Source organism: Micromonospora sp. NPDC023644, assembly GCF_040640115.1.
GTDB lineage: Bacteria > Actinomycetota > Actinomycetes > Mycobacteriales > Micromonosporaceae > Micromonospora.
The window spans coordinates 1-23,238 of the sequence record NZ_JBFABA010000059.1; the positions used below are offsets into that span (position 1 = coordinate 1).

The window sequence follows — 23,238 nt, forward strand, 5'->3', positions numbered from 1 at the left end:
CTCGGCGCCGGCGGCGCTCGGGTCGGCCGCGGCCTCGGCGGCGATCTCCGCCTCGCCGGCCGCGCCGAGCACCACCAGCCGGAGCAGCAGCGACCAGCGCAGCTCGGCGTCGACCGCCAGCCCCGGCGGGACGTCCCGGCCCGCGAGCCAGCCGGCCAGCCGGTCCGCGTCGGTGCTGGCGGCGAGCCAGCCCCGGGCCGCCGCGAGCTGCAACGAGCCGCCGGCCGGGGCCCCGTCGAGCAGTGTCCGGCAGGCGGCGGCGACCTGCGCCAGGGCGGCCTCGCGGGCCAGCGGGTCGAGGTAGCGGTCGACCAGCGAGCGGCTGAGCGCGAGCACGTCCTCGGCGATGATCACCTCGGTCTCGGCGGGGAGGGCGGCGGCGATGAGGGCGACCAGGCCGGCGACCGGCCGCTCCCCGTCGATGGCGGCGTCCAGCGCCTCGCCCCAGAGCAGCGCCCGGGCCAGCGGGTCGGCCAGGCCGGGCAGCACCAGCGGCACGGCGTCCGCCGACGCGGGGTCGAGCCGGATCTTGGCGAACGTCAGGTCGCCGTCGTTGGGCAGCAGCAGCCGGGCCGCCGGCTCGCCGGCCAGCCCGGCGAGCACCGTCCGGCCGCCGTCGGCGTCCGGGTCGAGGTCGACCTCCGTCCGGACGACCGTGCCGTCGGCGGCGTACCGGCCGACGCCGATGCGGTGCGGGCGCAGCACCGGGTGCGACGCGGGGGCGGTCTGCCCGATCGCCACCTCGGTGTAGCGGCCGTCCGCGTCGACGGTGACCTCGGCACGCAGCGTGTTGACCTGCGCCGAGCGCAGCCAGCGCTCCGCCCAGCCGGACAGGTCGCGCCCGCTGGCCGCGGCGAGGCTGCCGAGCAGGTCGGCCAGGGTGGCGTTGCCGAACCGGTGCTTCGCGAAGTGGGCGTTGAGGCCGGCGAGGAAGGCGTCGTCGCCGAGCCAGGCGACGAGCTGCCGCAGGACGCTGGCGCCCTTGGCGTACGAGATGCCGTCGAAGTTGAGCAGGCCCTCGGCGGCGTCGGTGACCTCCTCGGGCGCCACGGGATGGGTGGAGGGCCGCTGGTCAGCCGCGTAACCCCAGGCCTTGCGCCGCAGGGCGAAGGTCGTCCAGGCCCGGTCGAAGCGGGTCGCCTCGGCGGTCACCCGGGTGCCGAGGTACTCCGCGAAGGACTCGTTCAGCCAGAGGTCGTCCCACCAGCGCATGGTGACCAGGTCGCCGAACCACATGTGCGCCATCTCGTGGGCGATGGTGGTGGCGCGCTGCTCCCGCTCGGTGTCGGTGACGGCGGAGCGGAAGACGTAGTCGTCGCGGAAGGTGACGAGGCCCGGGTTCTCCATCGCGCCGGCGTTGAACTCCGGCACGAACGCCTGGTCGTACTTGCCGAACGGGTAGCGCTCGGCGAAGAGCTGGTGGAACCGGTCGAGGCACTGCCTGGTGACGGTGAGGATCTCCTCGGCGTCGGCGTCCAGGTGCTCGGCGAGGGAGCGCCGGCAGTAGACGCCGAGCGGGATGCCGTCGTGCTCGGCGCGCCGGACGTGCCAGGGGCCGGCGATCAGCGAGACGAAGTACGTGGCCAGCGGCGCCGTCGGGGCGAACTCCCAGCGCCCGGGGCGCGGCGTGGCAGCGAGCAGGCCGTTGGCCGCGACGACCCAGTGCGGCGGGGCGGTGACCGACAGAGTGACCGGGGCCTTCAGGTCGGGCTGGTCGAAGGCGGCGAAGAGGCGCTGCGCGTTGTCGAGGAAGGACATCGCGTAGAGATAGGTCTCGCCGTCGGCGGGGTCGACGAAGCGGTGCATCCCCTCGCCGGTGTTCGAGTACGCCATCTCGGCGGCGACGGTGAGCGTGTTCTCCTCGGCCAGCCCGGTCAGCGGCAGCCGGTTGTCGTCCAGCGTGGACGGGTCGACGTCGCGGTCGTTGAGGCGTACCGCCAGCAGTTTCGCGGGCTGGACCTCGACGAAGGTCGCCGCGCCGGGGACCGCCCGGAAGCGGATGGCGACGTCGGAGCGGAACCGCCCGCCGTCGCCGGTCAGGTCCAGGTCCACCTGATATGACTCGACGGTGATCGCCGCGCCACGCGCGGTCGCCTCTACACGGGTCAGGCTCGGCATCCGCTTATCCTGCCCGATGGGGAACCGTACGTGTCTCCCCCATGACCCGTGGCACTGGAGGACTGAACGATGGCTACGCACCCCAAGGGTGACTTCGACCTCTCCCGGGCGGTCTGGCAGCGGGCCGAGGGCGACACCTCCGAGAGCGCCGTCGAGGTCGCCTTCGTCGACGACCTGATCGGGATGCGCAACTCCGCCGAGCCTGACGGCCCCGTCCTGGTCTTCACCCAGGCCGAGTGGGACGCCTTCGTCGCCGGCGCCCAGGACGGCGAGTTCGACCTGGACTGAGGGCGACGCCCGTCCCGCGCGGACGCGCGCGGGACGGACTGCCCGTCGGTCAGCTGGCGGTGCAGGACAGGGGCGGTACGGCGTTGGTGCCGCTCCACGAACCGAGGAAGCCGAAGGTCGTGGCGGCGCCCGCGCCGAGACTGCCGTTGTAGCTCACGTTGCGGGCGGTGACGGCGGATCCGCTGGTGGCGACCGTCGCGTTCCATGCCTGGGTGACGGCCTGGCCGGAGGCGAGGGTCCACGTGACGGTCCAGCCGCTGATCGCCGAGTCTCCGGCGGTGACCCGGATCTCGCCCTGGAAGCCGCCCGCCCACTGGCCCACCACCCGGTAGTCGGCGGCGCACGCCTTGCCGCCGCCGGTCGGGGTGGGGGTGGGTGATTTCGTCGGGGTGGGGATGGGCGAGGGCGTCCCGGTCGGCCCGCCGCCGAAGATCGTGGCCTCGCTGGCGGTGGCCTTGATGCCGTTGGCGCCGTTGAAGATCCGCTGGCCCCAGGTGGTGAGCCGCGCGGGATCGAAGTCGGTGGCCATGTCCAGGATCGGGTCGGTGTTGCCGCTCCACGACCAGGCGAGGTAGCCCAGGCCACGCGCCTGCGCCTCGGCCAGGATCGTCTCGTGGTCGACCTCGTTGGCGTTGAACCGCCAGCCGAACTCGCCGATCACCAGCGGCCAGCCGTTGGCCTCGAACCGGTCCAGGTAGTCGGTGATGGCCGCGGCCGTGTGGAACACCGCGTACATGTGGATGGAGAGCACGGTGTTGTGCCGGCTGTCGGCGTCCAGGATCGTCTGCGCGTTGTCCCGCATGACGAACTGCCAGTCCTGGCCCCAGTTCGGCGCGTCGACCATGAGCAGGTGCGCGAAGCCGTTGGCCCGCATCTTCGTGATCGCGGCGGTGGTCGCGGCGGTCCACTGGCCGGCGTCCACGTTGCCGATCGGCTCGTTGCCGATGTTGATGACGACGTAGCCCTCCTGGCCGACCAGCGCGCCCTTCTGGCTGATCCAGTAGTCGACGGCCTCGTCGAGCGACGCGGCGGCACCCTCCTCGCCGTAGCCGGTGGTGTCGTGGACCTCCAGGACGCAGATCAGCCGGTTCTGCTTGCACAACGAGACCACGTTCGGAACGTCGGTGGACGGACCCCACCGCTTGCCGCTGCCCAGCACCACCCGGACGGTGTTGGCGCCGAGCGCCTTGACGTCGGCGAACGAGTCGGTCCGGCCCGTGTACCAGACGTGGGGATGGTTGACGCCCCGCATGACGAACGGCTGGCCGTTCGCCTCGACGATGGTGCGCCCTTCGACGTGCAGTCCCACGGCCGCGTCCGCCGGCTTGACGAACACCAGGACGGACGCGACGACGACCAGGAACGCGGCGCCGAGGGTGAGAAGCCTTCTCTTCATTGCCTACCTCGGGGTGAGGCCCCGACGGATCGGGGCGCAGGCACGCCTGCCCTGGCGCACGCCCGTGGGGTGCGCGGCGCGCTCGTGACGAGTGCGACGTACGGGTGCGAGGCCGGCCCGGCTCGGCAACGGTGCCAAGCTACTCGCGCCCGGACGGGCAGCGCAATAGGGGTCTGTCGATGCCGAGGGTCAGTCGCCGTCGCCCCAGCCCAGCCCGCCCGGCCCCGGGGCGTGGTGGAAGCCGGGATGGCCGGCCACGTCGGCGCAGCGCTCGCCGTCCGGGCCGGACGCGCCGCAGAACAGCCGCTCGGCGCGCTGCCAGGCGTCGGCCGGCGACAGCGCCGACGCGCCCAGGGCCACCTCGGGGCGCAGCAGGCTCAGCGCCTCCGCGTAGCCGACGGCCAACTCCCGGGCCGACGCCAGGTCGGGGGCGGTGAAGCCGAGGTGCACCGTGAAGAACCGGTCGGGCCGGGCCGAGCGGCGGGACGACGTGATCAACGACGTGCCGGCGACCTCCCGAGCCGTGCCGAGCGCCCCCAGGGCCTGCCGTTGCCGCCAGTGCGCCGGCCTGTTGTCACGCATGCGTCCTCCCCGTGGCGATCGTGGGCGGGCCCCTCCTCCGGTGGACCGCCCGCGTTCCGTCGCGGCCGCCGCCGGCGGGATGCCGGCGGCGGCCCGGCGGACCGCTCCCCCGAGGAAACCAGCTTTCCGCGGCCCTGGGAGGGGCCAGCGGACGTCGTCGCCCGCTGGCCCCTCCCCCCGCGCGTCTCCGCCCCCGGCCCGGGACCGACCCGGGTCCGAGATTCAGCCGCGCCGGCCTGGGTAGACGCAGAGGCACGGACAGAACCCGGCCGGCAACGGCCGCCACCCCGGTCAGGAGGCCCGATGGCGACCATCCCGACGGAGCGCAGCCCCGACAGTTCGGTGGCGTTCCTGCGTGACGGCTACCGTTTCGTCGGCCGGCGCTGCGACCGGCACGGCACCGACATCTTCCAGGCCCGGCTGCTGCTGGAGCCCACCATCTGCCTGCGCGGCCGGCCGGCGGCGGAGCTCTTCTACGACACCGAACGCTTCGTCCGGGCGGGCGCGATGCCGAAGCGGGCGCAGCGCACCCTGACCGGCCGCGGCGGCGTGCAGGGCCTCGACGGGGCGGAGCACGCCGACCGGAAGGCCATGTTCATGTCGATCATGACGCCGACCGCGGTCCGACACCTCGCGCAGCTCTTCGACGACGAGTGGCGGGCCCGCGTGCCGTACTGGGAGTCGGGCGCGCCGGTGGTGCTGTACGACGAGGTCGGCCGGATGCTGACCCGCGCGGTCTGCGCCTGGGCCGGCGTGCCGCTCGCGGACTCCGAGGTGGACCGGCGTACCGCCGAGCTGCACGCGATGATCGAGGGGCCGGCGGCGCTCGGCCCCCGGCACTGGCGTGGCCTGTGGGGCCGGCGGCGGGGCGAACGCTGGGTCGGCCGGCTCGTCGACCGGGTGCGCGCCGGCACGCTCCCGGCCCCTGACGGCAGCGCGCTGCGGGTCATCGCCGAGCACCGCGACGCCCACGGCCGGCTGCTCCCCCGCCGGATCGCGGCCGTCGAACTGCTCAACGTGCTGCGCCCCACGGTCGCCGTCGACCGCTTCGTCGTCTTCGCCGCGCTGGCCCTGCACGATCACCCGGCCTGGCGGCAGCGGGTCCGCGAGAGCGACGAGGCCGCCGAGAACTTCGTGCAGGAGGTACGCCGCTACTACCCGTTCTTCCCGGTGGCCGCCGCCCGGGTCCGCCGCTCGTTCGACTGGCAGGGCTACCACTTCCCGCGCGGCCGGCGGGTGCTGCTCGACCTGTACGGCACCAACCACCACCGGGCGCTCTGGCCCGAACCGGAGCGGTTCCGGCCGGAGCGCTTCACCGGTTGGCGGGGCGACCCGTTCGCCCTCGTCCCGCAGGGCGGCGGCGAGCACCTGACCGGTCACCGCTGCGCCGGGGAGTGGATCACGATCGAGCTGATGAAGCGGGCGGTGACGAACCTGACCACGACGATGCGGTACGACGTGCCGCCGCAGGACCTGGCGCTGAGCCTGCGCCGGATGCCGGCGCTGCCGCCGAGCGGGTTCGTGGTCACCAACGTCCGCCGCACGGCCTGAACACGGCACCGCCCCGGGGACCTCGTCGACCCCGGGGCGGTGCGGTCGTGGCGCGCTCAGGCCGGGTGCAGGACGGTACGCAGGCAGCCGTCCTCCTTCTTCTCGAACATCTCGTAGCCCCGCGCGCCCTGCTCCAGCGGCATCGGGTGGGTGGCCAGGTAGCCGGGATCGATCTCGCCGGCCGCGATCCGGTCCAGCAGCATCGGGATGTAGCGCTGGGCGTGCATCTGTCCCATCCGCAGCACCAGCGCCTTGTTCATCGCCGCGCCCAGCGGGAACTTGTCCACCAGGCCGCCGTAGACGCCGACGATGCTCACCGTGCCGCCCTTGCGGCAGGCCATGATCGCCTGTCGTACCGAGGTGGGGCGGTCGGTCTGCAGCCGGGCGGTCTGCTTCGCCTTGTCGTACGCGTACACCGGCCCGACGTCGTGCGACTCCATGCCGACCGCCTCGATGCACGCGTCCGGTCCCCGGCCGGCGGTCATCTCCCGCAGCGCCTCCAGCACGTCGGTCTCGGCGTAGTTGACCGTCTCCACGCCGAGCCGGTCGGCGGCGGTGGCGAGCCGCTCCGGCAGCCGGTCGATCACGATCACCCGCTCGGCGCCCAGGAGTTGCGCGGACCGGGCCGCCATCTGGCCGACCCCGCCGGCGCCCCACACCGCGACCACCTCGCCGCCCTTCAGCGCGCAGAAGTCGGCGGCCATCCAGCCGGTGGGCATCGCGTCGGAGGCGAACACCACCGAGTCGTCGGGCACCCCGTCGGGGACCTTGAACGCCCCGACGTCGCCGAACGGCACCCGGATGTACTCGGCGTGGCTGCCGGAGTAGCCCCCGGCGGCGTGCGAGTAGCCGAGGATGCCCGCCGGCGAGTGGCCCCAGAGCTTCTCGGTGAAGACCGGCTGCGGGTTGGAGTTGTCGCAGAGCGAGTACTGCTCGGTGCGGCAGTACCAGCAGCCGCCGCAGGCCACCACGGAGCCGACCACGACGCGGTCGCCCACGCGCAGCCGCCGCACGCCCGGGCCGGTCTCCACGACCTCGCCCATGAACTCGTGGCCGAGGACGTCACCCTCCCGCATCGCCGGCAGGAAGCCGTTGATCAGGTGCAGGTCGGAGCCGCAGACGCTGCTGGCGCCGACCTTGACGACGACGTCGCCCTCGGCGCGGATCCGCGGCTCCGGCACGTCGCGTACGGCCAGCTTGCCGACGCCTTCCCAGCAGAGCGCCCTCACGCCCGTCCTCCCGTCGTCAGCCTGTCGCGGACCTTGTCGGTCGCCTTCTCCTGCGCCGGTCCGCGCCCGGACGGGTCGCGCCGGGTGTCGATCACCTGGCCGCACTCCACCAGCGCCTTCACCCGGCGCAGCGCGTCGCGCAGCGCCAGGTCCGGATCGTCGCCGCCGACCAGGCCGAACGCCCGGCGCAGCGGCCCGGAGCGCCACCGCAGCTCGGCGCGGACCTCCGTGCCCCGGTCCCGGGGCGCCGGCGTCAGCTGGACGGTGCCCTCCTGCTCGGGCCCGTCGGTGACCCGCCAGCGCAGCCGCCCGGGGCCCTCGACCGTGATCTCGGCCCGCCACTCGGTGCCCCCGCCGGCCGGGTCCCGCGCCACGCAGCGCCACCGGTCGTCGTCGAGCTGCTCCAGGGTCGCCCACTCGGCCAGCGCCCGGTCCAGCCGCTCCCGGTCGGTCCAGAAGCCGATCACCGCCTCCGCCCGCCGGTCGATCGTCACCCCGCGCCGCACCACGTACCAGCCGTCGCGGCGCTCCGGCTGGTGCCGGCGTCGTCGACGGGCCACCGCCCGACCGACGCCGACCACGATCACCGTGGTGGCACCGAGCAGCGCCCACCTCGTTCCGTTGCTGGTCATCACGTCTCCTCCACCCGGGCGCCCGGGGATGGACCACCCGCACCGGTTGCGCTACCCGGGACCGCCCGACCGAAACGACGCACCGGTTTGGCCCGCGGATAACCGGGCACCTGCTGCGGGCACCCACCACCACCGGGAGGCACCGTGTCCTTCGACGCCAGCGAGTACGGCCGGCACGTCGCGGAGGTCTACGACGAGACGTACGCGCACCTGACACCGGACGCGGCGGTGGAGCGGCTCGCCGCGCTGGCCGACGGCGGCCCGGTCTGCGAGTTCGGCATCGGCACCGGCCGGCTCGCCCTGCCGCTGGTCGCCCGGGGGCTGACCGTGACCGGCGTCGAGGGCTCCCCGGAGATGGCCGCCGGGCTGCGCGCCAAGCCGGGCGGGGACGCCGTCGAGGTGGCCGTCGGCGACTTCGCCGAGATCCGGGTGCCCGGCGAGTTCGCCCTGGTGGTGCTCGCGTTCAACACGATCTTCGCGCTGCCGGACCAGGCCGCGCAGGTGGCCTGCTTCCGCAACGCCGCCGCCCACCTGCGCCCCGGCGGACGGTTCGTCGTCGAGGCGTGGGTGCCCGACCCGGGTGCCTTCCGCGCGGGCGGCGCGCTGCGGCCGGTGCGGGTGGCGGAGGACGTGGTGCTGCTGGAGGCGGCCCTGCTGCACCCCGCCGAGCAGCGGATGACCACCACGAAGGTCCGGCTCAGCAACGCCGGGGTGCACCTGCTGCCGGCCAACCACCGCTACGCCTGGCCGGCGGAGCTGGACCTGATGGCCGAGCTGGCCGGCATGCGCCGCGAGCACCGGTGGGAGGACTGGACCGGCCGGCCGTTCACCGACCAGAGCCGCGAGCACGTCTCCGTCTACCGCCGCCCGGAGCAGGCGTGAGCGCCCCGGCCCGCCCGGCCGGCGCCGCTCCCGACAGCGACCGCCACGGCACCATCGCGCCGCCCGCGGGGGGCGTCGGGCGCCGGCTTCCCGTCGCGTACGTCCTGCCGCTGCGCTGGACCGACGACGCCGACCTGGCCGGGCTGACGGCGTACCTGCGCTGGCTGGGCACCCTGGTCGACGTGACCGTGGTCGACGGGTCGCCCCCGCAGCTGTTCGCCCGGCACGGCGAGGCCTGGCGCGGCCTGGTCCGGCACCTGCGGCCGGATCCCGCCCTGAGCGGCGTCAACGGCAAGGTGACCGGGGTGCTCACCGGCGTCGGCGCGGCCCGGCACGAGCACGTGGTCATCGCCGACGACGACGTCCGGTACGACGAGGCGGGGCTGCGCGCCGTGCACCGGCTGCTCGACCGGGTGGACCTGGTCCGGCCGCAGAACTACTTCGACCCGCTGCCCTGGCACGCGTGGTGGGACACCGGGCGCACCCTGCTCAACCGGGCGCTCGGCGCCGACTACCCCGGCACCCTGGCGGTACGCCGGAGCACCTTCCTCGCCATGGGCGGGTACGACCCGGACGTGCTCTTCGAGAACCTGGAGCTGATCCGCACCGTGCGCGCGTACGGGGGGACCGAGGCGGCACCCGCCTGGCTGCACGTACGCCGGCTGCCGCCGGACACCGCCCACTTCCTGGGCCAGCGGGTCCGTCAGGCGTACGACGACCTGGCCCAGCCGGTCCGCCTGGTGGCCTCGCTCGCGGTCCTGCCGGCGCTGGCGGCGGCGGTCGCGGCCCGGCGACCGGGGCTGCTGCTCGGGGCGGCCGTGACCACGGTGGGGCTCGCCGAGGCGGGCCGCCGCAGGGGCGGGGGCACGGCGGTCTTCCCGCCGGCGACCGCCCTGGCGGCCCCGTTCTGGGTGCTGGAGCGCGGCGTGTGCGGCTGGCTCGCCGTCGGCCGGCGCCTGCTCTTCGGCGGGGTCCGCTACGCCGGTGGCCGGGTGCGTCGCGCCGCCCACTTCGAGCGCACCCTCCGCCGCCACCGCCGCTGACACGCCCCCGCTCCCGCGGCGGGGACCCGGCCGGGACGCACACGACAGCTCGCGGCCACTGTCCGGAGAACGCTCCGGGAGTGGCCGCGAGCTGCGGCGTACGGTGACCGGCTGGTCAGTACCGCACCTGTTCGCGGGACTGCTGCGCCTGGTCCTTCACGTCGTACGCGGCGGACCGGGTGTCGTCCTTGACGGCGTGCACCGCGTCCTGGGCGGTGGAGCGGACGGACTGGGTGGCGTGCTGCGCCGGCTCGCGCAGCTCCTCCTTCAGCTCGTTGGCGACCTCGCCCAGCTTCTCCTTCACCACCCCGGCGTGCTCGCCGGCCTTCTCCTTGACCTGCGACGCCACCTGCTGCTCGCGGCGGGTGGCCGGGATCAGCGAGGAGGCGAGCCAGCCGACGCCGAAGGCGATCAGGCCGGCGGCCAGCGGGTTGCCCTCGGACTTCTGCCGGATCACCTGCGGCGCGCGCTGCGCGGCGTCGCCGACCGTCGAGGCGGCCGAGTGCGCCTTGTCGCTCACGGTCGAGGCGGCCGAGTGGGCCTTGTCGCTCACGGTGGACGCCGCCGAGGAGGCGTGGCCGCCCGCCACGTGGGCGCCGTGCTTGGTGCTGTGACCCAGGTCGGAAGCCGTTCCCATCACCTTGTCCCTCACATTCTGCAGTGCGTTGCGGGCCCGCTGCTTGCGGTCGTCGACGATGCGGGCGGGGCTGACCTTGTACGCCAGCGCGTCCACGTCGGAGCTCAGGTTGCTCCGGGTGGCTTCGATCTCCCGGCGGATCTGGTCCGGGTCGGTGCTCATCGGGTGACCTCCTGCGGGTGGGGCTTGAGCGCGTCGGGGATCCGCTGCACGCTGTCGTTGGTCTGCTTGAGGCCGCGAATCTGCTCGGCGTTCTTCTTGGCCTTGGAGTAGAGGACCGCGGCGATCGCGCCCCAGATGACGGCCACGATCAGCGCCGCCCAGCCGGCGTCCATCACGTTGGACAGCCCGGCCCAGAGGGCCAGCGAGAGGAAGAGGGCCACCATGTAGCCGCCGAAGCCGGCGCCGCCGAAGAAGCCGGCGGTCTTGCCCGCCTTCTTGCCCTCCTGGCGGATCTCGGCCTTGGCCAGCTCGACCTCCTGCCGCATCAGGGTGGACAGGTCGGTGGTGACCTGGCGCATCAGCTCACCGATCGAGCTGCCCCTGACCTCGTCCGCGTCGTGGGGGTGGTAACCGGAGTCGAGCCCCGCCCCCTGCGTCGGCATGCTCATGCCGCCGCCTCCCTTCGGATGATTCGTAGGCTCACGGACGGGTGGTCCCGCTCGACGGCACGCCCGGCAGCGGGTCGGTCTGGCTCACCGGCGGCAGCGGCTGGCCGACGCCACCTGCGGGGTCGGCGTAGCTGGTGGTGGTCTGCGGGTCGACGTACGCGCCCGGGGTCGGGTCGAGGTAGCCGCCCGGCGGCACGGCGTCCGGCACGGCGCGCGGGGCCGGCGGGGTCGGGATGACCGCGGTCCGGTCCGGGTCGTAGCCCGCGCCCGAGTCGTAGCCCGGGTAGCCGTTGCCGCTCTGGCCGTCACCGGCGGCGGAGATGTTCTTGGTCAGCCGGCCGGCGAGCACACCCAGCACGGCGGCGCCGACCAGGAAGGTGCCCGGGTTGCGGCGGGCGTAGTCGCGGACCTCGGCGATGAGGTCGCCGGGCTCGCGCTGCTCCAGCCAGCCGGCCACGCCGTGCACCCGGTCGGCGGCCTGGCGGGCGATCTCGCTCACCGGTCCGGCCTGACCGCCCTGCTCGGCCATCGAGCGCATCTCGTCGGCCAGCGAGCGGAGCCCGCCAGCGGCACGCCGCTGCTGCTCGCCGGCCTGGCCGGCGACCTGGGTGCGGGCCTCGCCGAAGAGGTTGCGCGCCTGGAGCTTCGCCTCGCCGACGACCTCCCGGCCCTGCTGCTTGGCCGTCTCGGCGACGGCGCCACCGGCGTGCTTGGCCTCCGAGCCGACCTGACGGGCCTGCTCGCGGACGCCGCTGCCGTTGCTCGACTCCTGCCCGTACGTGGAAGTCGTGGGTGACAGATCGTAGGTCATGATTTCCCTTCCGCTCGGAAAGTCTCCGCGGGTTGTGCTGGGGGGATGCGTCGGCCGTTCCTGCCGTCGCATCTCTTGACCTACCCTGCGTCGCCGGTTCCATACCTCCTTCGTGACTTCTCCTGCGCCCCGCCGCCCACGGTCTACAAAATGGAGGATCGTCGGGTCGGGTGGCGCCGTCGTCGCTCACAGTGACGGACGTCCCCCACAGCCGGCGCCGCGGGCAGGGCGTTCCGCGGGTCCACGGAGGTGAAGCGATGGCACGACACGCACGCGGCGGCCCGCCGGGTCCGAAGCCGAGGGTGCAGCTCGCCGCCGCGGCCGCGGCCGGGGTCTTCACCCTGATCGGGGTGCTCGGGTTCATCCCCGGCATCACCACCGGCTACGACGACATGACGTTCGCCGGCCACCACTCCGAGGCCCGGTTGCTCGGCCTGTTCCAGGTGTCGATCCTGCACAACGCGCTGCACCTGGGTTTCGGACTGGCCGGCCTGCTGCTGGCCCGCAGCGTCGCCGGGGCCCGGGTCTTCCTCGCCGGCGGCGGCGCCCTCTACCTCGGCCTGTGGCTGTACGGCTTCGCGATCGACCGGGAGAGCGCGGCGAACTTCATTCCGGTCAACGACGCCGACAACTGGCTGCACCTGGTCCTCGGCTTCGGCATGCTCGCCTTCGGGCTGCTGCTCTCCAACCAGGTGGGCACGGGCACCCGGCTGGACGACCCCTTCGACCGCCCCTGACCGCCGCACCATCGCGGCGTTTGCCTGGCGGACCGTCCGGGCAGGGAGATCGGAGGTCCGTCGACGAGGAGGTCCACATGCCGAAACGGCTGCGTGACAACGCGCTGACCCTGGCGATGTTCAGCGCGTTCCTCGTCTTCCTCGCGCTGCAGAGCGTGTTCGGCTGGCAGACGCACAACCAGGAGCTGGCCGAGTTCGGGGCCGCGCCGACCAGCTGGCCGGCGTACCTGCGCAGCGGGCACTTCATCGAGTCGGTCTTCGAGAACTGGGAGTCGGAGTTCCTCCAGATGGGCGGCTACGTCCTGCTCACCGCCTACCTGGTGCAGCGCGGCTCGGCGGAGTCGAAGCCGGTGGGGCAGACCGACCGGCCCGAGGACGACGAGCGGCGGGCCACCCCGGACTCCCCCTGGCCGGTACGCGTCGGCGGACTGCCCCTGGTCGTCTACCGCAACAGCCTCTCCATCGCGCTGCTGCTGATCTTCGCCGGCTCGTTCGTCGGCCACCTGCTCGGCGGGACCGCCGACTACAACGAGCAGCAGGCGCTGCAGAGCGGCGCGCCGCCGATCGGCGTGTGGGAGTTCCTCGGCACGAGCGAGTTCTGGTTCCAGTCGATGCAGAACTGGCAGAGCGAGTTCCTCGCGGTCGGCACGCTGATCGTGCTCAGCATCTTCCTCCGTCAGCACGCGTCGCCGGAGTCGAAGCCGGTCACCGCCGCGCACGCGCACACCGGCGACTGACCGACCGGCCACCGCCGGGCCCGGCCGCCGTCAGGCCGGCACGCGCAGCCGCTTGGCGAAGCAGACGCTGTACGGGTTGGCGACGTACTCGCCGTAGACCGGGATCGGCTCGTACCCGCTGGAGGTGTAGAGCCCGATCGCGGCCGGCAGGTACGTGCCGGTCTCCAGGCACACCACCGCGTGCCCCTGCTGGAAGGCCAGCTCCTCCAGGGCGGTCAGCAGCTGCCTCGCGACGCCCCGCCCCCGGTACGCCGGGCGGACGTACATCCGCTTCACCTCGCCGGTGTCGGCGTCGAGCGCCTGGATCCCGCCGCAGGCGACCGCCCGCCCGTCGGCGACCACCACCAGGTAGCGGATGTCGTCGTGGGTGACGGTCGCCTGGCCGTCCAGCCCGCCGTCGGCCGCCCGCAGCTCGCGCTGCTGGGCGGTGACCAGGGCGTCGATCTCGGGATCGGTGGCGGGGCGTGACTCGATCAGCATCAGGCCACGCTAGGTGGCGGGGATTTCTGGCAGGTTTCCGGCAGTCGACCCGCTCACGGAGCGCGACGAGCTATTCGGCGTCGCCCTCGGCTGCGGCGCGGGACGGGTCGAGCCCGTGGGACGGGCCCACCCGGTCGGCCGGGCCGGCGTCCCGGGCCGGGCCGGCCCCGTCGAAGCCGTCCCCGTCCGACAGGTCGACGTCGTCCGAGACGTCGGCGTCGGTGCCCTCGAACTCGTCCTCCGGCCGCTGCCGACGGGCCTTGCGGGCCGCCAGCCGCTCCGCGGCCGACGCCCGGGTGGACTTCTCCTCCAGCCGGACGTCGGTGCCCCGGTTGCCGGGGATGAAGTCGGCCCCGGCGTAGAGGGTCGGCTGCCAGTCGAACTCGCGCTCGCCGATCCGGACCAGGTCGCCCGGCTCCGCACCGGCCTTGCCCAGCTTCTCCTCGACGCCGAGGCGGGCCAGCCGGTCGGCCAGGTAGCCGACGGCCTCGTCGTTGTCGAAGTTCGTCTGCCGCACCCACCGCTCGGGCCGGACGCCGCGCACGACCCAGGCGCCGTCCGGCGCGGCCTCGATGGTGAAGCCGGCGTCGTCGACCGCCTGGGGCCGGATCACGATCCGGGTCGCCTCGGCCGGCGGGGCGGCCCTGCGGCCCTGCTCCACCAGCTCCGCCATGGCGTACATGAGCTCCTTGAGCCCCTCCCGGGTCGCCGCGGAGACCTCGAACACCCGGAAACCGCGCTCCTCCAGGTCGGGGCGGACGATCTCGGCCAGGTCCCGGCCGTCGGGCACGTCGATCTTGTTGAGCGCCACCAGCCGGGGGCGGTCGGCCAGGCCGCCGTACTCGGTCAGCTCGGCCTCGATGGTGTCGATGTCGGCGACCGGGTCCCGGCCCGGCTCCAGGGTGGCGGTGTCGATGACGTGCACCAGCACCGCACAGCGCTCGATGTGCCGGAGGAACTCCAGGCCGAGGCCCTTGCCGGTGGCCGCCCCCGGGATCAGGCCGGGCACGTCGGCGACGGTGAAGGTGTGGTTGTCCAGCCGGACCACGCCCAGGTTGGGCACCAGGGTGGTGAACGGGTAGTCGGCGATCTTCGGCTTGGCGGCGGAGATCACCGAGATCAGCGACGACTTGCCGGCCGACGGGAAGCCCACCAGCCCGACGTCGGCGACGCTCTTGAGCTCCAGCACCACGTCGAGCTGCTCGCCGGGCTCGCCCAGCTCGGCGAAGCCGGGGGCCTTGCGCCGGGCGTTGGCCAGCGACGCGTTGCCCCGCCCGCCGCGCCCGCCCCGGGCCACCTCGAAGGTCGTGCCGGCGCCGACCATGTCGGCCAGGACCGTGCCGTCGGAGGCCTGCACCACCGTGCCGTTCGGCACCTTGAGCACGAGGTTGCGGCCGTTCGCGCCGTCGCGGTTCGACCCGGCGCCACCCTTGCCGTTCTCGGCCTTCACGTGCGGGCGGAAGTGGAAGTCCAGCAGTGTCGTCACCTGCGGGTCGACCACCAGGGACACGCTGCCGCCGTGCCCGCCGTTGCCGCCGTCGGGGCCGCCGAACGGCTTGAACTTCTCCCGGTGGATCGAGACACAACCGTGCCCGCCATCGCCGGCCTGCAGGTGCAGGACGACCCGGTCAACGAACGTCGCCACGGACGTCAATCCTTCCAGCGAGGTTCACGCCCCGCACGAAAAAAGCGAAGCGGGCCGGGACACGAGGTCCGCGGCCCGCAACGCCTTCGAACTACTGCTGCGGCACGATGCTGACGGTCTTGCGACCGCGCTTGGTGCCGAACTGGACCGAACCGGCGGCCAGCGCGAAGAGCGTGTCGTCTCCGCCGCGGCCGACCAGGTCACCGGGGTGGAACTTGGTGCCACGCTGACGGATGAGGATCTCACCCGCGCTGACGACCTGACCACCGAAGCGCTTCACGCCGAGCCGCTGCGCCGCGGAGTCACGGCCGTTGCGCGAGCTGGACGCACCCTTTTTGTGAGCCATCTGAGGACGACCTACTTCCCGCTGGAGATGCCGGTCACCTTGACCTGGGTCAACGGCTGGCGGTGACCCTGGCGCTTGTGGTAGCCGGTCTTGTTCTTGAACTTGTGGATCCGGATCTTCGGGCCCTTGGTGTGCGCGGCGATCTCGCCGGACACCGCGACCTTGGCAAGCTTCGCCGCGTCGGTCACCAGGTCGTCACCGTCGACGAGGAGCACCGCGGTGAGCTTCACCGCGTCGCCGGGGGCACCGACGAGCTTCTCGACCTCGATCACGTCGCCCTCGGCGACCTTGTACTGCTTGCCGCCGGTCTTGACGATCGCGTACATCGGAGGCGGACTCCCTGTCGTTGAGGCTGCTGGCGGGTGTTCCCGCGGCGGCTCGCCGGGTAGCAGAGGCACGGCGGCGCGGGCACGCGAGAACTCGGTACACCAAAGTGCACCGCAGGCCAGCGTACGCCATCGGAGGGCCGACGCCCAAACCGGGCCCCGCCGGTCAGCGGGCGCAGAGCTGGTCGAGGCGCTGGCGGAGCCGGTCGAGCTCGGTCTCGTCGATCGAGTCGACGTCGGTGCCCAGCGTGCCGACCTCCGCCGCCATGTCCGCGAGGAGCGTCTTGAGCTGCGCGTCCTCGGCCCGGGTCGACTCGTGCCGCAGCGTGCTGCGCCAGTCGGTCAGCGCGGTGGAGATGCGGTCGCGGGCGGTCCGGGCCGCCGTGGCGTCGTTCGCCCCGACCGCCGCGACCATCTTGCCGAGTTCCTCGACGTACGTCCGCACGGCGGTCTCGCCGGCGCGCTGTGCCGCGGCACACACCTCGGGCGCGTTGCCCCCGGCCGCCCCGCTGCCGGCCCCCGGCCCGGCGCCCGTCGCCCCGCCACCGGGCCCGCCCGACGCGACGCCGCCGATCGGGGCGCCGCCGGGCGGGCCGGCTCGCTCCGGCCGCTCGGCCGCGCACCCGGCGCCGGCGAACAGGACAGCGGTGAGCGCGGTGACGGCGAGCAGAGGGCGCATCGTTCTTCTCCTGACCGCAGGCGGCCGATCGTGGCCGGGGATCGACCATACGACAGGGCCCCTCCCGCCGGACATCGCCGGGGAAGGGGCCCTGCCACACGTCGGGCCGGTCAGCCGGTCACGGCCGGGTGCGCCGCCGCGCGCCGCTGCGGCGGGACCGGCGCCGGCCGGCACCGCCCTCCGACTCGTCGCCGTCGGCGTCCGAGAGCGCGTCCGGGTCGTCCGGGGCGGCCAGCCGGGCCGACTCGCCCGTCTGGCTGTCGGCGACCTCACCGGCGGCGGCCGTGTCCGCCTCGTAGCGGGACAGGTCGTAGCCCATGGTGTCGTGGTACTCGGTCTCCGGGCCGGCGTCGACGTGGGCGTCGGTCTCGACGACCTCGGCCACGGTGCGCTCGGCCGGCGCGCTCTTGCGCGCCCGCCGCCGGGAGGAGCCGGCGCCCTGCTCCGCCGCCGCCGGGGCGGCCACGGCCGAGGCGACCGCCTTGACCTTCTCCCCCGCGCCGTTGCCGGAACGCGGCTTCTCCGGCACCGGCTCGGTGTGCATGATCAGGCCCCGGCCCTTGCAGCACTCGCAGGTCTCGCTGAACGCCTCCAGCAGGCCCGCGCCGATCCGCTTGCGGGTCATCTGCACCAGCCCGAGCGAGGTGATCTCGGTGACCTGGTGCTTGGTGCGGTCCCGGCCCAGGCACTCCGTCAGCCGGCGCAGCACCAGCTCGCGGTTGGACTCCAGCACCATGTCGATGAAGTCGATCACCACGATGCCGCCGAGGTCGCGCAGCCGGAGCTGGCGGACGATCTCCTCGGCCGCCTCCAGGTTGTTGCGGGTGACCGTCTCCTCCAGGTTGCCCCCGGAGCCGGTGTACTTGCCGGTGTTGACGTCGATGACCGTCATCGCCTCGGTCCGGTCGATCACCAGCGAACCGCCCGAGGGGAGGAAGACCTTGCGGTCCAGCCCCTTGATGATCTGCTCGTCGATCCGGTACTCGGCGAAGACGTCGGCGGTGCCGACGTGCCGGCGCAGCCGGGCGACCAGGTCGGGCGAGACGTGCGACAGGTACGACTCGACCATGTCGTACGACTGCTCGCCCTCGATCACCAGCTCGCGGAAGTCCTCGTTGAAGAGGTCCCGGACGACCCGGATCACCAGGTCGGGCTCCTCGTAGAGCAGCACCGGGGCGCCGCCCTCGGCCGCCTTGGCCTGGATGTCCTCCCACTGCGCCTGGAGCCGCTTGACGTCGCGCGCCAGCTCGTCCTCGCTGGCGCCCTCGGCGGCCGTCCGGACGATCACGCCCGCGCCGTCCGGCACCAGCTTCTTCAGCACGTCCCGCAGCCGCTTGCGCTCGGTGTCGGGCAGCTTGCGGCTGATGCCGGAGGCGTTGCCGTGGGGCACGTAGACGAGGTGCCGGCCGGAGAGCGCGATGTGGCTGGTCAGCCGGGCGCCCTTGTGACCGATCGGGTCCTTCGTGACCTGCACCAGCACCGAGTCGCCGGAGCGCAGCGCCTGCTCGATCGAGCGGGCGCGCCCCTCCAGGCCGCTGGTGTCCCAGTTCACCTCGCCGGCGTACAGGACGGCGTTGCGGCCGCGCCCGACGTCGACGAAGGCCGCCTCCATGCTGGGCAGGACGTTCTGCACCTTGCCGAGGTAGACGTTGCCGGCCATCGTGCCGGAGGAGTTGCGGGTGACGTAGTGCTCGACGAGCACCCCGTCCTCCAGGACGGCGATCTGGGTCCGGTCGCCGCGCTGGCGTACCGCCATCACCCGGTCGACGGCCTCCCGGCGGGCCAGGAACTCCGACTCGCTGAGGATCGGCGGCCGGGTACGACGCTGCTCGCGGCCGTCGCGGCGGCGCTGGCGCTTGGCCTCCAGCCGGGTGGAGCCGGAGACGCCCTGCACCTCGTCGACGGTCTTGCGCGGCTCGCGGATCTTGACGACGGTCGGCACGCCGTCGTCGGCGCCCGACTCGACGTCGCCGGCGCCCCGGCGGCGACGACGGCGACGGCGGCGGGTCAGCGCGTCGCCGCCCTCGGCCTCCTCGTCCTCGTCGCCCTCGGGCTCCTCCGCCTCCGACTCGGCCTGCGCGGCCTCCTCGGACTCGTCGTCCTCGGCGTCCTCCGCGCCGCCCTTGCCCCGGCCACGGCCGCGGCGGCCACGCCGGCGCCGGCGGCGGGCCGCGGCGCTCTCGTCCTCGTCCTCGTCTTCGTCCTCGGCGGCCTCCTCGGCCTCCTCGACCGCTTCCTCGGGCTCGACGACCTCGACCGCATCGACGTCGCGGCGGCCACGCCGGCGACGGCGCGCCGGCTCGGCAGGCTCCTCGGCGGCGGGCTCCTCCGGCTCGGGCTCCGGGGCCGGCGCCACGACCCGGGCGACCGGGACGTCCTCCGGCTGCGGGGCCATGAACAGGACGGTGGGCGCGGAGAGCGCGGCCCGCCGGCGGCGGGTGCGCGGCTCGGGCTCGACGACGGGCTCGGGCTCGACGACCGGCTCGGCCGCCTCGGTCGGCTCCTCCTCGGTCGGCTCCTCCTCGGTCGGCTCCTCCTCGGTCGGCTCCTCCTCGGCGGGCGGGGTGACCGCCACGCCCGGCGGCACCTCGCCGGAACGGCTCTCCGCGCCGCTGACGGCGGCGGGCGGGGCGGCGGCGCCGAAGCCGGTGCCGGCCTCCGGCTCGATGCCGGCGGCGGCCGGCGGCTGCGCGACCTCGGCGGGCGCGGCGACGTCGGTCGGGGTCTCCGCGGCCGGCTCGGCCGCGGCGGGGGCGGCCTTCTTCCGGCGGGTACGCGTCGCCTTGGCCGGCGGCGCGGCCGGCTCGGCGGGTGCCTGGTCCGCCGCGACCGGCGCCTCTCCGGCGGCCGGCGCGGCACCCTCGGTGGGCTGCCCGGTGGCCTCGGTGGGCTGCCCGGTGGCGTCCTCGGCGGCCTTCGCGGTGGTGGCCTTGCGGCGGCGGCGCGTCGCCTTCGGGGCGGCGTCGAGGTCGCCGGAGACGGGGGCGAACACCTCGGCCTGGGGCGCCTCGCCACTGCCCGGCACGGCCGCCGTCGACGCCTCGACCGGCACCTCGGTCTGCTCCGGCTGGTTCAGCGGCGTGGCGCGCCGCCGGGTGGTACGCCGCCGGGCCGGTGCGGCCGGGGCCTGCTCGGCCCCGCCGGTGCCGGCGTCGTTGGTACCGGCGCCGGCGGTCCCGGCGCCGGTGCCGGCGGTCCCGGCGTCGGTGCCGGCGGTCCCGGCGTCGGTGCCGGTCTCGGCGGCGTTCTCCGCCCCGGCGGCGTTCCCCGCCCCGGCGGAGTTCTCGACGGTGCTGGTGTCGGCGGTCTCGTCGGCCGGCTGTGAACCGGTCCGTTCGCCGCCCTCGGGCTCGTTCTCGAGCATGGACGTTCTCCAGTTCTGGCTGCCCCGGGCGCGGGTGAGCGCTGCCACGCAGGGTCGCCGCAAAAGTGTTTCCGCCGGGCGCGCACGGTGCGCGACCGCCGAAGTCTGCCTACCTGAACGCTGACCGACGGTCAGCGTTCACCGATGGTTGCCCCGTCGCGGTCCGCGTCCAACGGATCCGCGATCGCATCCTGCGCGGTCAGCGTGCCCTGTGCCAGCCGGATCACCCTCGGCGAGACCGGCGGCTCCAGGTCGGCCACCACGCGGAGGCCGGAAAGGACGTCATCGGGTCGCACGGAGGGGGTGACCTGCCGCACGACCAGTTCGAGTATCGCACACGGTACGGCCGGGGCCCCGGAAGGCGTCTCCGGCGACGCGATCACATCGATGCGGATCACCGCCGCCCGGGCGTCGAAGGTGCGCCGGCCCTGCTTGGTCATCCGCTCGACCAGCACCTCTTCGGCGGCCGTGAAGGCGGAAACCGCCCGTTGCAGGACGGCCGGGTCGACCTCGGGCAGCTCGATGCGCCAGTGCGACGCCTCGATCCGGTCGGCAAGACTTCCGCCGGTGGCCACCACGGCGTCGAGCACGTCGAGCCCCGGCGAGAGGGCGGCGTCCAGGGCGGCGCGCAGCTCCGCCGGGTCGACCTGCTCGCGGAGGCCGATCTCCAGGTACTCGGCCTCGCTCGCCACGCCCGTCGGGGCCGCGCTGGCGTACGAGATCTTCGGGTGCGGGGTGAAGCCCTGGGAGAAGGCGATCGGCACGCCCGCCCGGCGCAGCGCCCGCTCGAACGCCCGGGCGAAGTCCCGGTGCGAGGTGAAGCGCAGCGGGCCGCGCTTGGCGTACCGGATCCGGACCCGCTGCACGACGGGTGCCTGGCCGCCCTCTGGCTGTGGTTTCCTACTGATCGTCGTGCTCCTCGTGTCGGAACCGGTTGATCGTGACGGCACTGCTCGCGACTCGCGTGCCGCTGACGATAGCCACATGATCAACCCGACGCACGGCGGGCGGCGCACCGGGCGCCACCCGCCGGCGGCGGGGCTACTGCTGGGCGCCGGTGGGGAGCTTCAGACCGTTGATCGGGGTGAGCGGGAGGAGCTTCTTCCCGGTCGGGCCGATCTGGATCTCGGTGTCCATCGACGGGCAGACGCCGCAGTCGAAGCACGGGGTCCACCGGCAGTCGTCCTGCTCGTACTCGCTGAGCGCGTCCTGCCAGTCCTGCCAGAGCCAGTCCTTGTCCAGGCCCGAGTCCAGGTGGTCCCAGGGCAGGACCTCCAGCTCGTCGCGCTGCCGGGTGGTGTACCAGTCGAGGTCGACCCCGAAGGCGGGCAGCACCTCGGCCGCCGCCTGCACCCAGCGCTGGTAGGAGAAGTGCTCGCTCCAGCCGTCGAACCGGCCGCCGTTCTCCCAGACCCGGCGGATCACCGCGCCGACGCGGCGGTCGCCCCGGCTGAGCAGGCCCTCGATCAGCGACGGCTCGCCGTCGTGGTAGCGGAAGCCGATCGCCCGGCCGAGCGAGCGGTCCGCGTTGATCGCCTGCTTGAGCATCCTGAGCCGGCCGTCGATGACCTCCGGCCGCTCCATCGGCGCCCACTGGAACGGGGTGTGCGGCTTCGGCACGAACCCGCCGATGGAGACCGTGCAGCGGATGTCCTTCGAGCCGGTCGCGGCCCGGCCGGCCCGGATGACCTCGTGGGCCATGTCCGCGATCTCGAGGACGTCCTCGTCGGTCTCGGTGGGCAGGCCGCACATGAAGTAGAGCTTCACCTGCCGCCAGCCGTTCGTGTACGCGGTGACGACGGTGCGGATCAGGTCTTCCTTCGACACCATCTTGTTGATGACCTTGCGGATCCGCTCCGACCCGCCCTCGGGGGCGAAGGTCAGGCCGGTGCGCCGGCCGTTGCGGGACAGCTCCTGCGCGAGGTCGATGTTGAACGCGTCGACCCGGGTCGACGGCAGCGAGAGCGAGACGTTGGTGCCCTCGTACTGCTGGGCCAGGCCCGAGCACATGTCGCCGATCTCGGAGTGGTCGGCCGACGACAGCGACAGCAGGCCCACCTCGTGGAAGCCGGAGAACTCCAGCCCCTCACGCACCATCTGCCCGACGGTGGTGATGGAGCGCTCGCGCACCGGCCGGGTGATCATGCCGGCCTGGCAGAACCGGCAGCCCCGGGTGCAGCCGCGGAAGATCTCGACCGCGTACCGCTCGTGCACGGTCTCCGCGAGCGGCACCAGGGGCTTCTTCGGGTACGGCCAGGCGTCCAGGTCCATGGTCGTGCGCTTGTGCACCCGGAACGGCACGTCCGCCCGGTTCGGCACCACCCGCTGGATCCGGCCGTCGGGGAGGTAGTCCACGTCGTAGAAGCGCGGCACGTAGACGCTCTCGGTGCGGGCCAGGCGCAGCAGCAGTTCGTCGCGACCGCCCGGGGAGCCCTCGGCCTTCCACTCGCGCACGATCCCGGTGATCTCCAGGACCGCCTCCTCGCCGTCGCCGAGCACGGCGGCGTCGACGAAGTCGGCGATCGGCTCCGGGTTGAACGCGGCGTGGCCGCCGGCCACGATCACCGGGTCGGCATCGGTGCGGTCGGCGGCCAGCAGCGGGATGCCGGCCAGGTCGATCGCGGTGAGCAGGTTCGTGTAGCCCAGCTCGGTGGAGAAGGAGACGCCGAAGACGTCGAAGTCGCGCACCGAGCGGTGCGCGTCGACGGTGAACTGCGGCACGCCGTGGGCGCGCATCAGCTTCTCCAGGTCCGGCCAGACCGCGTAGGTCCGCTCGGCGAGCACGTCGGGCAGCTCGTTGAGCACCTCGTAGAGGATCTGCACGCCCTGGTTGGGCAGGCCGACCTCGTAGGCGTCGGGGTACATCAGCGCCCAGCGCACGGCCGCCGCGTCCCAGTCCTTGACCACCGCGCCCAGCTCGCCACCGACGTACTGGATGGGCTTGGTCACCTGGGGCAGCAGCGGCTCCAGCCGGGGCCAGACCGAATTGGCCGCGGCGGGGCGCGGCGTGGTGGACGGGACGCTCATGATGCCCAAGGGTACGCGGCCCGGTGGCGGCCACCGCGCGCACGCCGGTCACCGCGTCCCCGGGTCGCCGGTCACCGCGTCCCCGGCACGTCGCGAGGGCCCGCCACACGCCGCCCG

At 73.9% G+C, this 23,238-nt stretch carries 21 protein-coding genes and 1 pseudogene; 6 read left to right on the forward strand and 16 right to left on the reverse strand.

Annotated features, from left to right (window positions below; all coding sequences use genetic code 11):
- Positions 1-2,118, reverse strand: a 2,118-nt coding sequence (gene pepN / locus AB0G08_RS26515; RefSeq protein ID WP_358092518.1) for an aminopeptidase N, incomplete at its 3' end; no start/stop codon positions are given.
- Positions 2,119-2,187: 69 nt separating this feature from the next.
- Here pepN and AB0G08_RS26520 point away from each other — a divergent pair.
- Entirely contained in the window at positions 2,188-2,406 is a 219-nt protein-coding gene (locus tag AB0G08_RS26520; RefSeq protein WP_357872000.1) for a DUF397 domain-containing protein, read from the forward strand.
- Between the two features lie 49 nt (positions 2,407-2,455).
- Here the strand turns inward: AB0G08_RS26520 and AB0G08_RS26525 are convergent, their stop codons facing one another.
- Both AB0G08_RS26525 and AB0G08_RS26530 read right to left on the reverse strand, forming a co-directional pair.
- A complete protein-coding gene (locus AB0G08_RS26525; RefSeq protein ID WP_358092521.1) occupies positions 2,456-3,802 on the reverse strand; it encodes a cellulase family glycosylhydrolase in 1,347 nt (448 codons plus the stop codon).
- A 189-nt stretch (positions 3,803-3,991) separates the two neighbouring features.
- Positions 3,992-4,384 carry a hypothetical protein gene (locus tag AB0G08_RS26530; RefSeq protein ID WP_358092523.1) on the reverse strand — a complete coding sequence of 131 codons (393 nt, stop codon included), beginning with the start codon at positions 4,382-4,384 and terminating at the stop codon, positions 3,992-3,994.
- Positions 4,385-4,687: 303 nt separating this feature from the next.
- On the opposite strand from AB0G08_RS26530, the gene AB0G08_RS26535 reads away from it, so the two are divergent.
- Positions 4,688-5,935 carry a cytochrome P450 gene (locus tag AB0G08_RS26535; RefSeq protein ID WP_358092525.1) on the forward strand — a complete coding sequence of 416 codons (1,248 nt, stop codon included), beginning with the start codon at positions 4,688-4,690 and terminating at the stop codon, positions 5,933-5,935.
- Between the two features lie 56 nt (positions 5,936-5,991).
- Here the strand turns inward: AB0G08_RS26535 and AB0G08_RS26540 are convergent, their stop codons facing one another.
- Together AB0G08_RS26540 and AB0G08_RS26545 are read right to left on the reverse strand one after the other, a co-directional pair.
- The gene (locus AB0G08_RS26540; protein WP_358092527.1) at positions 5,992-7,164 is read right to left on the reverse strand and encodes a zinc-dependent alcohol dehydrogenase; all 1,173 of its coding nucleotides are present in this window, start codon (positions 7,162-7,164) and stop codon (positions 5,992-5,994) included.
- Positions 7,161-7,796: a cyclase gene (locus tag AB0G08_RS26545; protein WP_358092529.1), complete on the reverse strand. Its 636-nt coding sequence runs from the start codon at positions 7,794-7,796 to the stop codon at positions 7,161-7,163. The genes AB0G08_RS26540 and AB0G08_RS26545 overlap by 4 nt, the downstream gene beginning before the upstream one ends.
- A 144-nt stretch (positions 7,797-7,940) precedes the next feature.
- Between AB0G08_RS26545 and AB0G08_RS26550 the strand changes: the two genes are divergently transcribed.
- The gene (locus tag AB0G08_RS26550; RefSeq protein ID WP_358092532.1) at positions 7,941-8,678 is read left to right on the forward strand and encodes a class I SAM-dependent methyltransferase; all 738 of its coding nucleotides are present in this window, start codon (positions 7,941-7,943) and stop codon (positions 8,676-8,678) included.
- Positions 8,675-9,721: a glycosyltransferase gene (locus AB0G08_RS26555; RefSeq protein WP_358092535.1), complete on the forward strand. Its 1,047-nt coding sequence runs from the start codon at positions 8,675-8,677 to the stop codon at positions 9,719-9,721. Before AB0G08_RS26550 ends, AB0G08_RS26555 begins: the two co-directional genes overlap by 4 nt.
- A 115-nt stretch (positions 9,722-9,836) precedes the next feature.
- On the opposite strand, the gene AB0G08_RS26560 is transcribed toward AB0G08_RS26555, so the two are convergent.
- The 3 genes from AB0G08_RS26560 to AB0G08_RS26570 are packed head-to-tail and all read right to left on the reverse strand — an operon-like array spanning position 9,837 to position 11,780.
- Complete coding sequence (locus tag AB0G08_RS26560; RefSeq protein WP_358092538.1) at positions 9,837-10,520, reverse strand: DUF3618 domain-containing protein; 684 nt, start codon at positions 10,518-10,520, stop codon at positions 9,837-9,839.
- The gene (locus AB0G08_RS26565) at positions 10,517-10,969 is read right to left on the reverse strand and encodes a phage holin family protein (protein WP_358092541.1); all 453 of its coding nucleotides are present in this window, start codon (positions 10,967-10,969) and stop codon (positions 10,517-10,519) included. The genes AB0G08_RS26560 and AB0G08_RS26565 overlap by 4 nt, the downstream gene beginning before the upstream one ends.
- A 31-nt stretch (positions 10,970-11,000) precedes the next feature.
- Positions 11,001-11,780, reverse strand: coding sequence for a hypothetical protein (locus tag AB0G08_RS26570; protein ID WP_358092544.1), 780 nt, complete (start codon positions 11,778-11,780; stop codon positions 11,001-11,003).
- A 257-nt stretch (positions 11,781-12,037) separates the two neighbouring features.
- Between AB0G08_RS26570 and AB0G08_RS26575 the strand changes: the two genes are divergently transcribed.
- Both AB0G08_RS26575 and AB0G08_RS26580 read left to right on the forward strand, forming a co-directional pair.
- The gene (locus tag AB0G08_RS26575) at positions 12,038-12,517 is read left to right on the forward strand and encodes a DUF4383 domain-containing protein (protein WP_358092547.1); all 480 of its coding nucleotides are present in this window, start codon (positions 12,038-12,040) and stop codon (positions 12,515-12,517) included.
- A gap of 77 nt (positions 12,518-12,594) precedes the next feature.
- Positions 12,595-13,254, forward strand: coding sequence for a DUF6766 family protein (locus AB0G08_RS26580; protein WP_358092550.1), 660 nt, complete (start codon positions 12,595-12,597; stop codon positions 13,252-13,254).
- A gap of 30 nt (positions 13,255-13,284) precedes the next feature.
- Here the strand turns inward: AB0G08_RS26580 and AB0G08_RS26585 are convergent, their stop codons facing one another.
- The 8 genes and pseudogenes from AB0G08_RS26585 to AB0G08_RS26620 all read right to left on the reverse strand — a co-directional run bounded on the left by AB0G08_RS26585 (position 13,285) and on the right by AB0G08_RS26620 (position 23,121).
- The gene (locus AB0G08_RS26585; RefSeq protein ID WP_358092553.1) at positions 13,285-13,734 is read right to left on the reverse strand and encodes a GNAT family N-acetyltransferase; all 450 of its coding nucleotides are present in this window, start codon (positions 13,732-13,734) and stop codon (positions 13,285-13,287) included.
- Between the two features lie 226 nt (positions 13,735-13,960).
- Positions 13,961-15,379: pseudogene (gene obgE / locus AB0G08_RS26590) on the reverse strand (GTPase ObgE); the annotation flags it as partial.
- Between the two features lie 91 nt (positions 15,380-15,470).
- The gene (rpmA, locus tag AB0G08_RS26595; protein WP_013288010.1) at positions 15,471-15,725 is read right to left on the reverse strand and encodes a 50S ribosomal protein L27; all 255 of its coding nucleotides are present in this window, start codon (positions 15,723-15,725) and stop codon (positions 15,471-15,473) included.
- Positions 15,726-15,736: 11 nt separating this feature from the next.
- The gene (gene rplU / locus AB0G08_RS26600) at positions 15,737-16,051 is read right to left on the reverse strand and encodes a 50S ribosomal protein L21 (protein ID WP_088975625.1); all 315 of its coding nucleotides are present in this window, start codon (positions 16,049-16,051) and stop codon (positions 15,737-15,739) included.
- A gap of 166 nt (positions 16,052-16,217) precedes the next feature.
- Positions 16,218-16,730, reverse strand: a complete 513-nt coding sequence (locus AB0G08_RS26605; protein ID WP_358092556.1) for a hypothetical protein — start codon at positions 16,728-16,730, stop codon at positions 16,218-16,220.
- A 118-nt stretch (positions 16,731-16,848) separates the two neighbouring features.
- Complete coding sequence (locus tag AB0G08_RS26610) at positions 16,849-20,094, reverse strand: Rne/Rng family ribonuclease (RefSeq protein WP_358092559.1); 3,246 nt, start codon at positions 20,092-20,094, stop codon at positions 16,849-16,851.
- Positions 20,095-20,225: 131 nt separating this feature from the next.
- Positions 20,226-20,960, reverse strand: a complete 735-nt coding sequence (locus AB0G08_RS26615) for a TIGR03936 family radical SAM-associated protein (RefSeq protein WP_357881116.1) — start codon at positions 20,958-20,960, stop codon at positions 20,226-20,228.
- A gap of 175 nt (positions 20,961-21,135) precedes the next feature.
- Positions 21,136-23,121 carry a TIGR03960 family B12-binding radical SAM protein gene (locus tag AB0G08_RS26620; protein ID WP_358092562.1) on the reverse strand — a complete coding sequence of 662 codons (1,986 nt, stop codon included), beginning with the start codon at positions 23,119-23,121 and terminating at the stop codon, positions 21,136-21,138.
- Positions 23,122-23,238: the final 117 nt, after the last annotated feature.

Excerpts from the sequence above, each read along its gene's own strand:
- AB0G08_RS26520 (WP_357872000.1), top strand. The coding sequence starts at position 2,188 with ATGGCTACGCACCCCAAGGGTGACTTCGACCTCTCCCGGGCGGTCTGG.
- AB0G08_RS26525 (WP_358092521.1), bottom strand. The coding sequence starts at position 3,802 with ATGAAGAGAAGGCTTCTCACCCTCGGCGCCGCGTTCCTGGTCGTCGTC.
- AB0G08_RS26530 (WP_358092523.1), bottom strand. The coding sequence starts at position 4,384 with ATGCGTGACAACAGGCCGGCGCACTGGCGGCAACGGCAGGCCCTGGGG.
- AB0G08_RS26535 (WP_358092525.1), top strand. The coding sequence starts at position 4,688 with ATGGCGACCATCCCGACGGAGCGCAGCCCCGACAGTTCGGTGGCGTTC.
- AB0G08_RS26545 (WP_358092529.1), bottom strand. The coding sequence starts at position 7,796 with ATGACCAGCAACGGAACGAGGTGGGCGCTGCTCGGTGCCACCACGGTG.
- AB0G08_RS26560 (WP_358092538.1), bottom strand. The coding sequence starts at position 10,520 with ATGAGCACCGACCCGGACCAGATCCGCCGGGAGATCGAAGCCACCCGG.
- AB0G08_RS26565 (WP_358092541.1), bottom strand. The coding sequence starts at position 10,969 with ATGAGCATGCCGACGCAGGGGGCGGGGCTCGACTCCGGTTACCACCCC.
- AB0G08_RS26570 (WP_358092544.1), bottom strand. The coding sequence starts at position 11,780 with ATGACCTACGATCTGTCACCCACGACTTCCACGTACGGGCAGGAGTCG.
- AB0G08_RS26575 (WP_358092547.1), top strand. The coding sequence starts at position 12,038 with ATGGCACGACACGCACGCGGCGGCCCGCCGGGTCCGAAGCCGAGGGTG.
- AB0G08_RS26580 (WP_358092550.1), top strand. The coding sequence starts at position 12,595 with ATGCCGAAACGGCTGCGTGACAACGCGCTGACCCTGGCGATGTTCAGC.
- AB0G08_RS26585 (WP_358092553.1), bottom strand. The coding sequence starts at position 13,734 with ATGCTGATCGAGTCACGCCCCGCCACCGATCCCGAGATCGACGCCCTG.
- rpmA (WP_013288010.1), bottom strand. The coding sequence starts at position 15,725 with ATGGCTCACAAAAAGGGTGCGTCCAGCTCGCGCAACGGCCGTGACTCC.
- rplU (WP_088975625.1), bottom strand. The coding sequence starts at position 16,051 with ATGTACGCGATCGTCAAGACCGGCGGCAAGCAGTACAAGGTCGCCGAG.
- AB0G08_RS26605 (WP_358092556.1), bottom strand. The coding sequence starts at position 16,730 with ATGCGCCCTCTGCTCGCCGTCACCGCGCTCACCGCTGTCCTGTTCGCC.
- AB0G08_RS26610 (WP_358092559.1), bottom strand. The coding sequence starts at position 20,094 with ATGCTCGAGAACGAGCCCGAGGGCGGCGAACGGACCGGTTCACAGCCG.
- AB0G08_RS26620 (WP_358092562.1), bottom strand. The coding sequence starts at position 23,121 with ATGAGCGTCCCGTCCACCACGCCGCGCCCCGCCGCGGCCAATTCGGTC.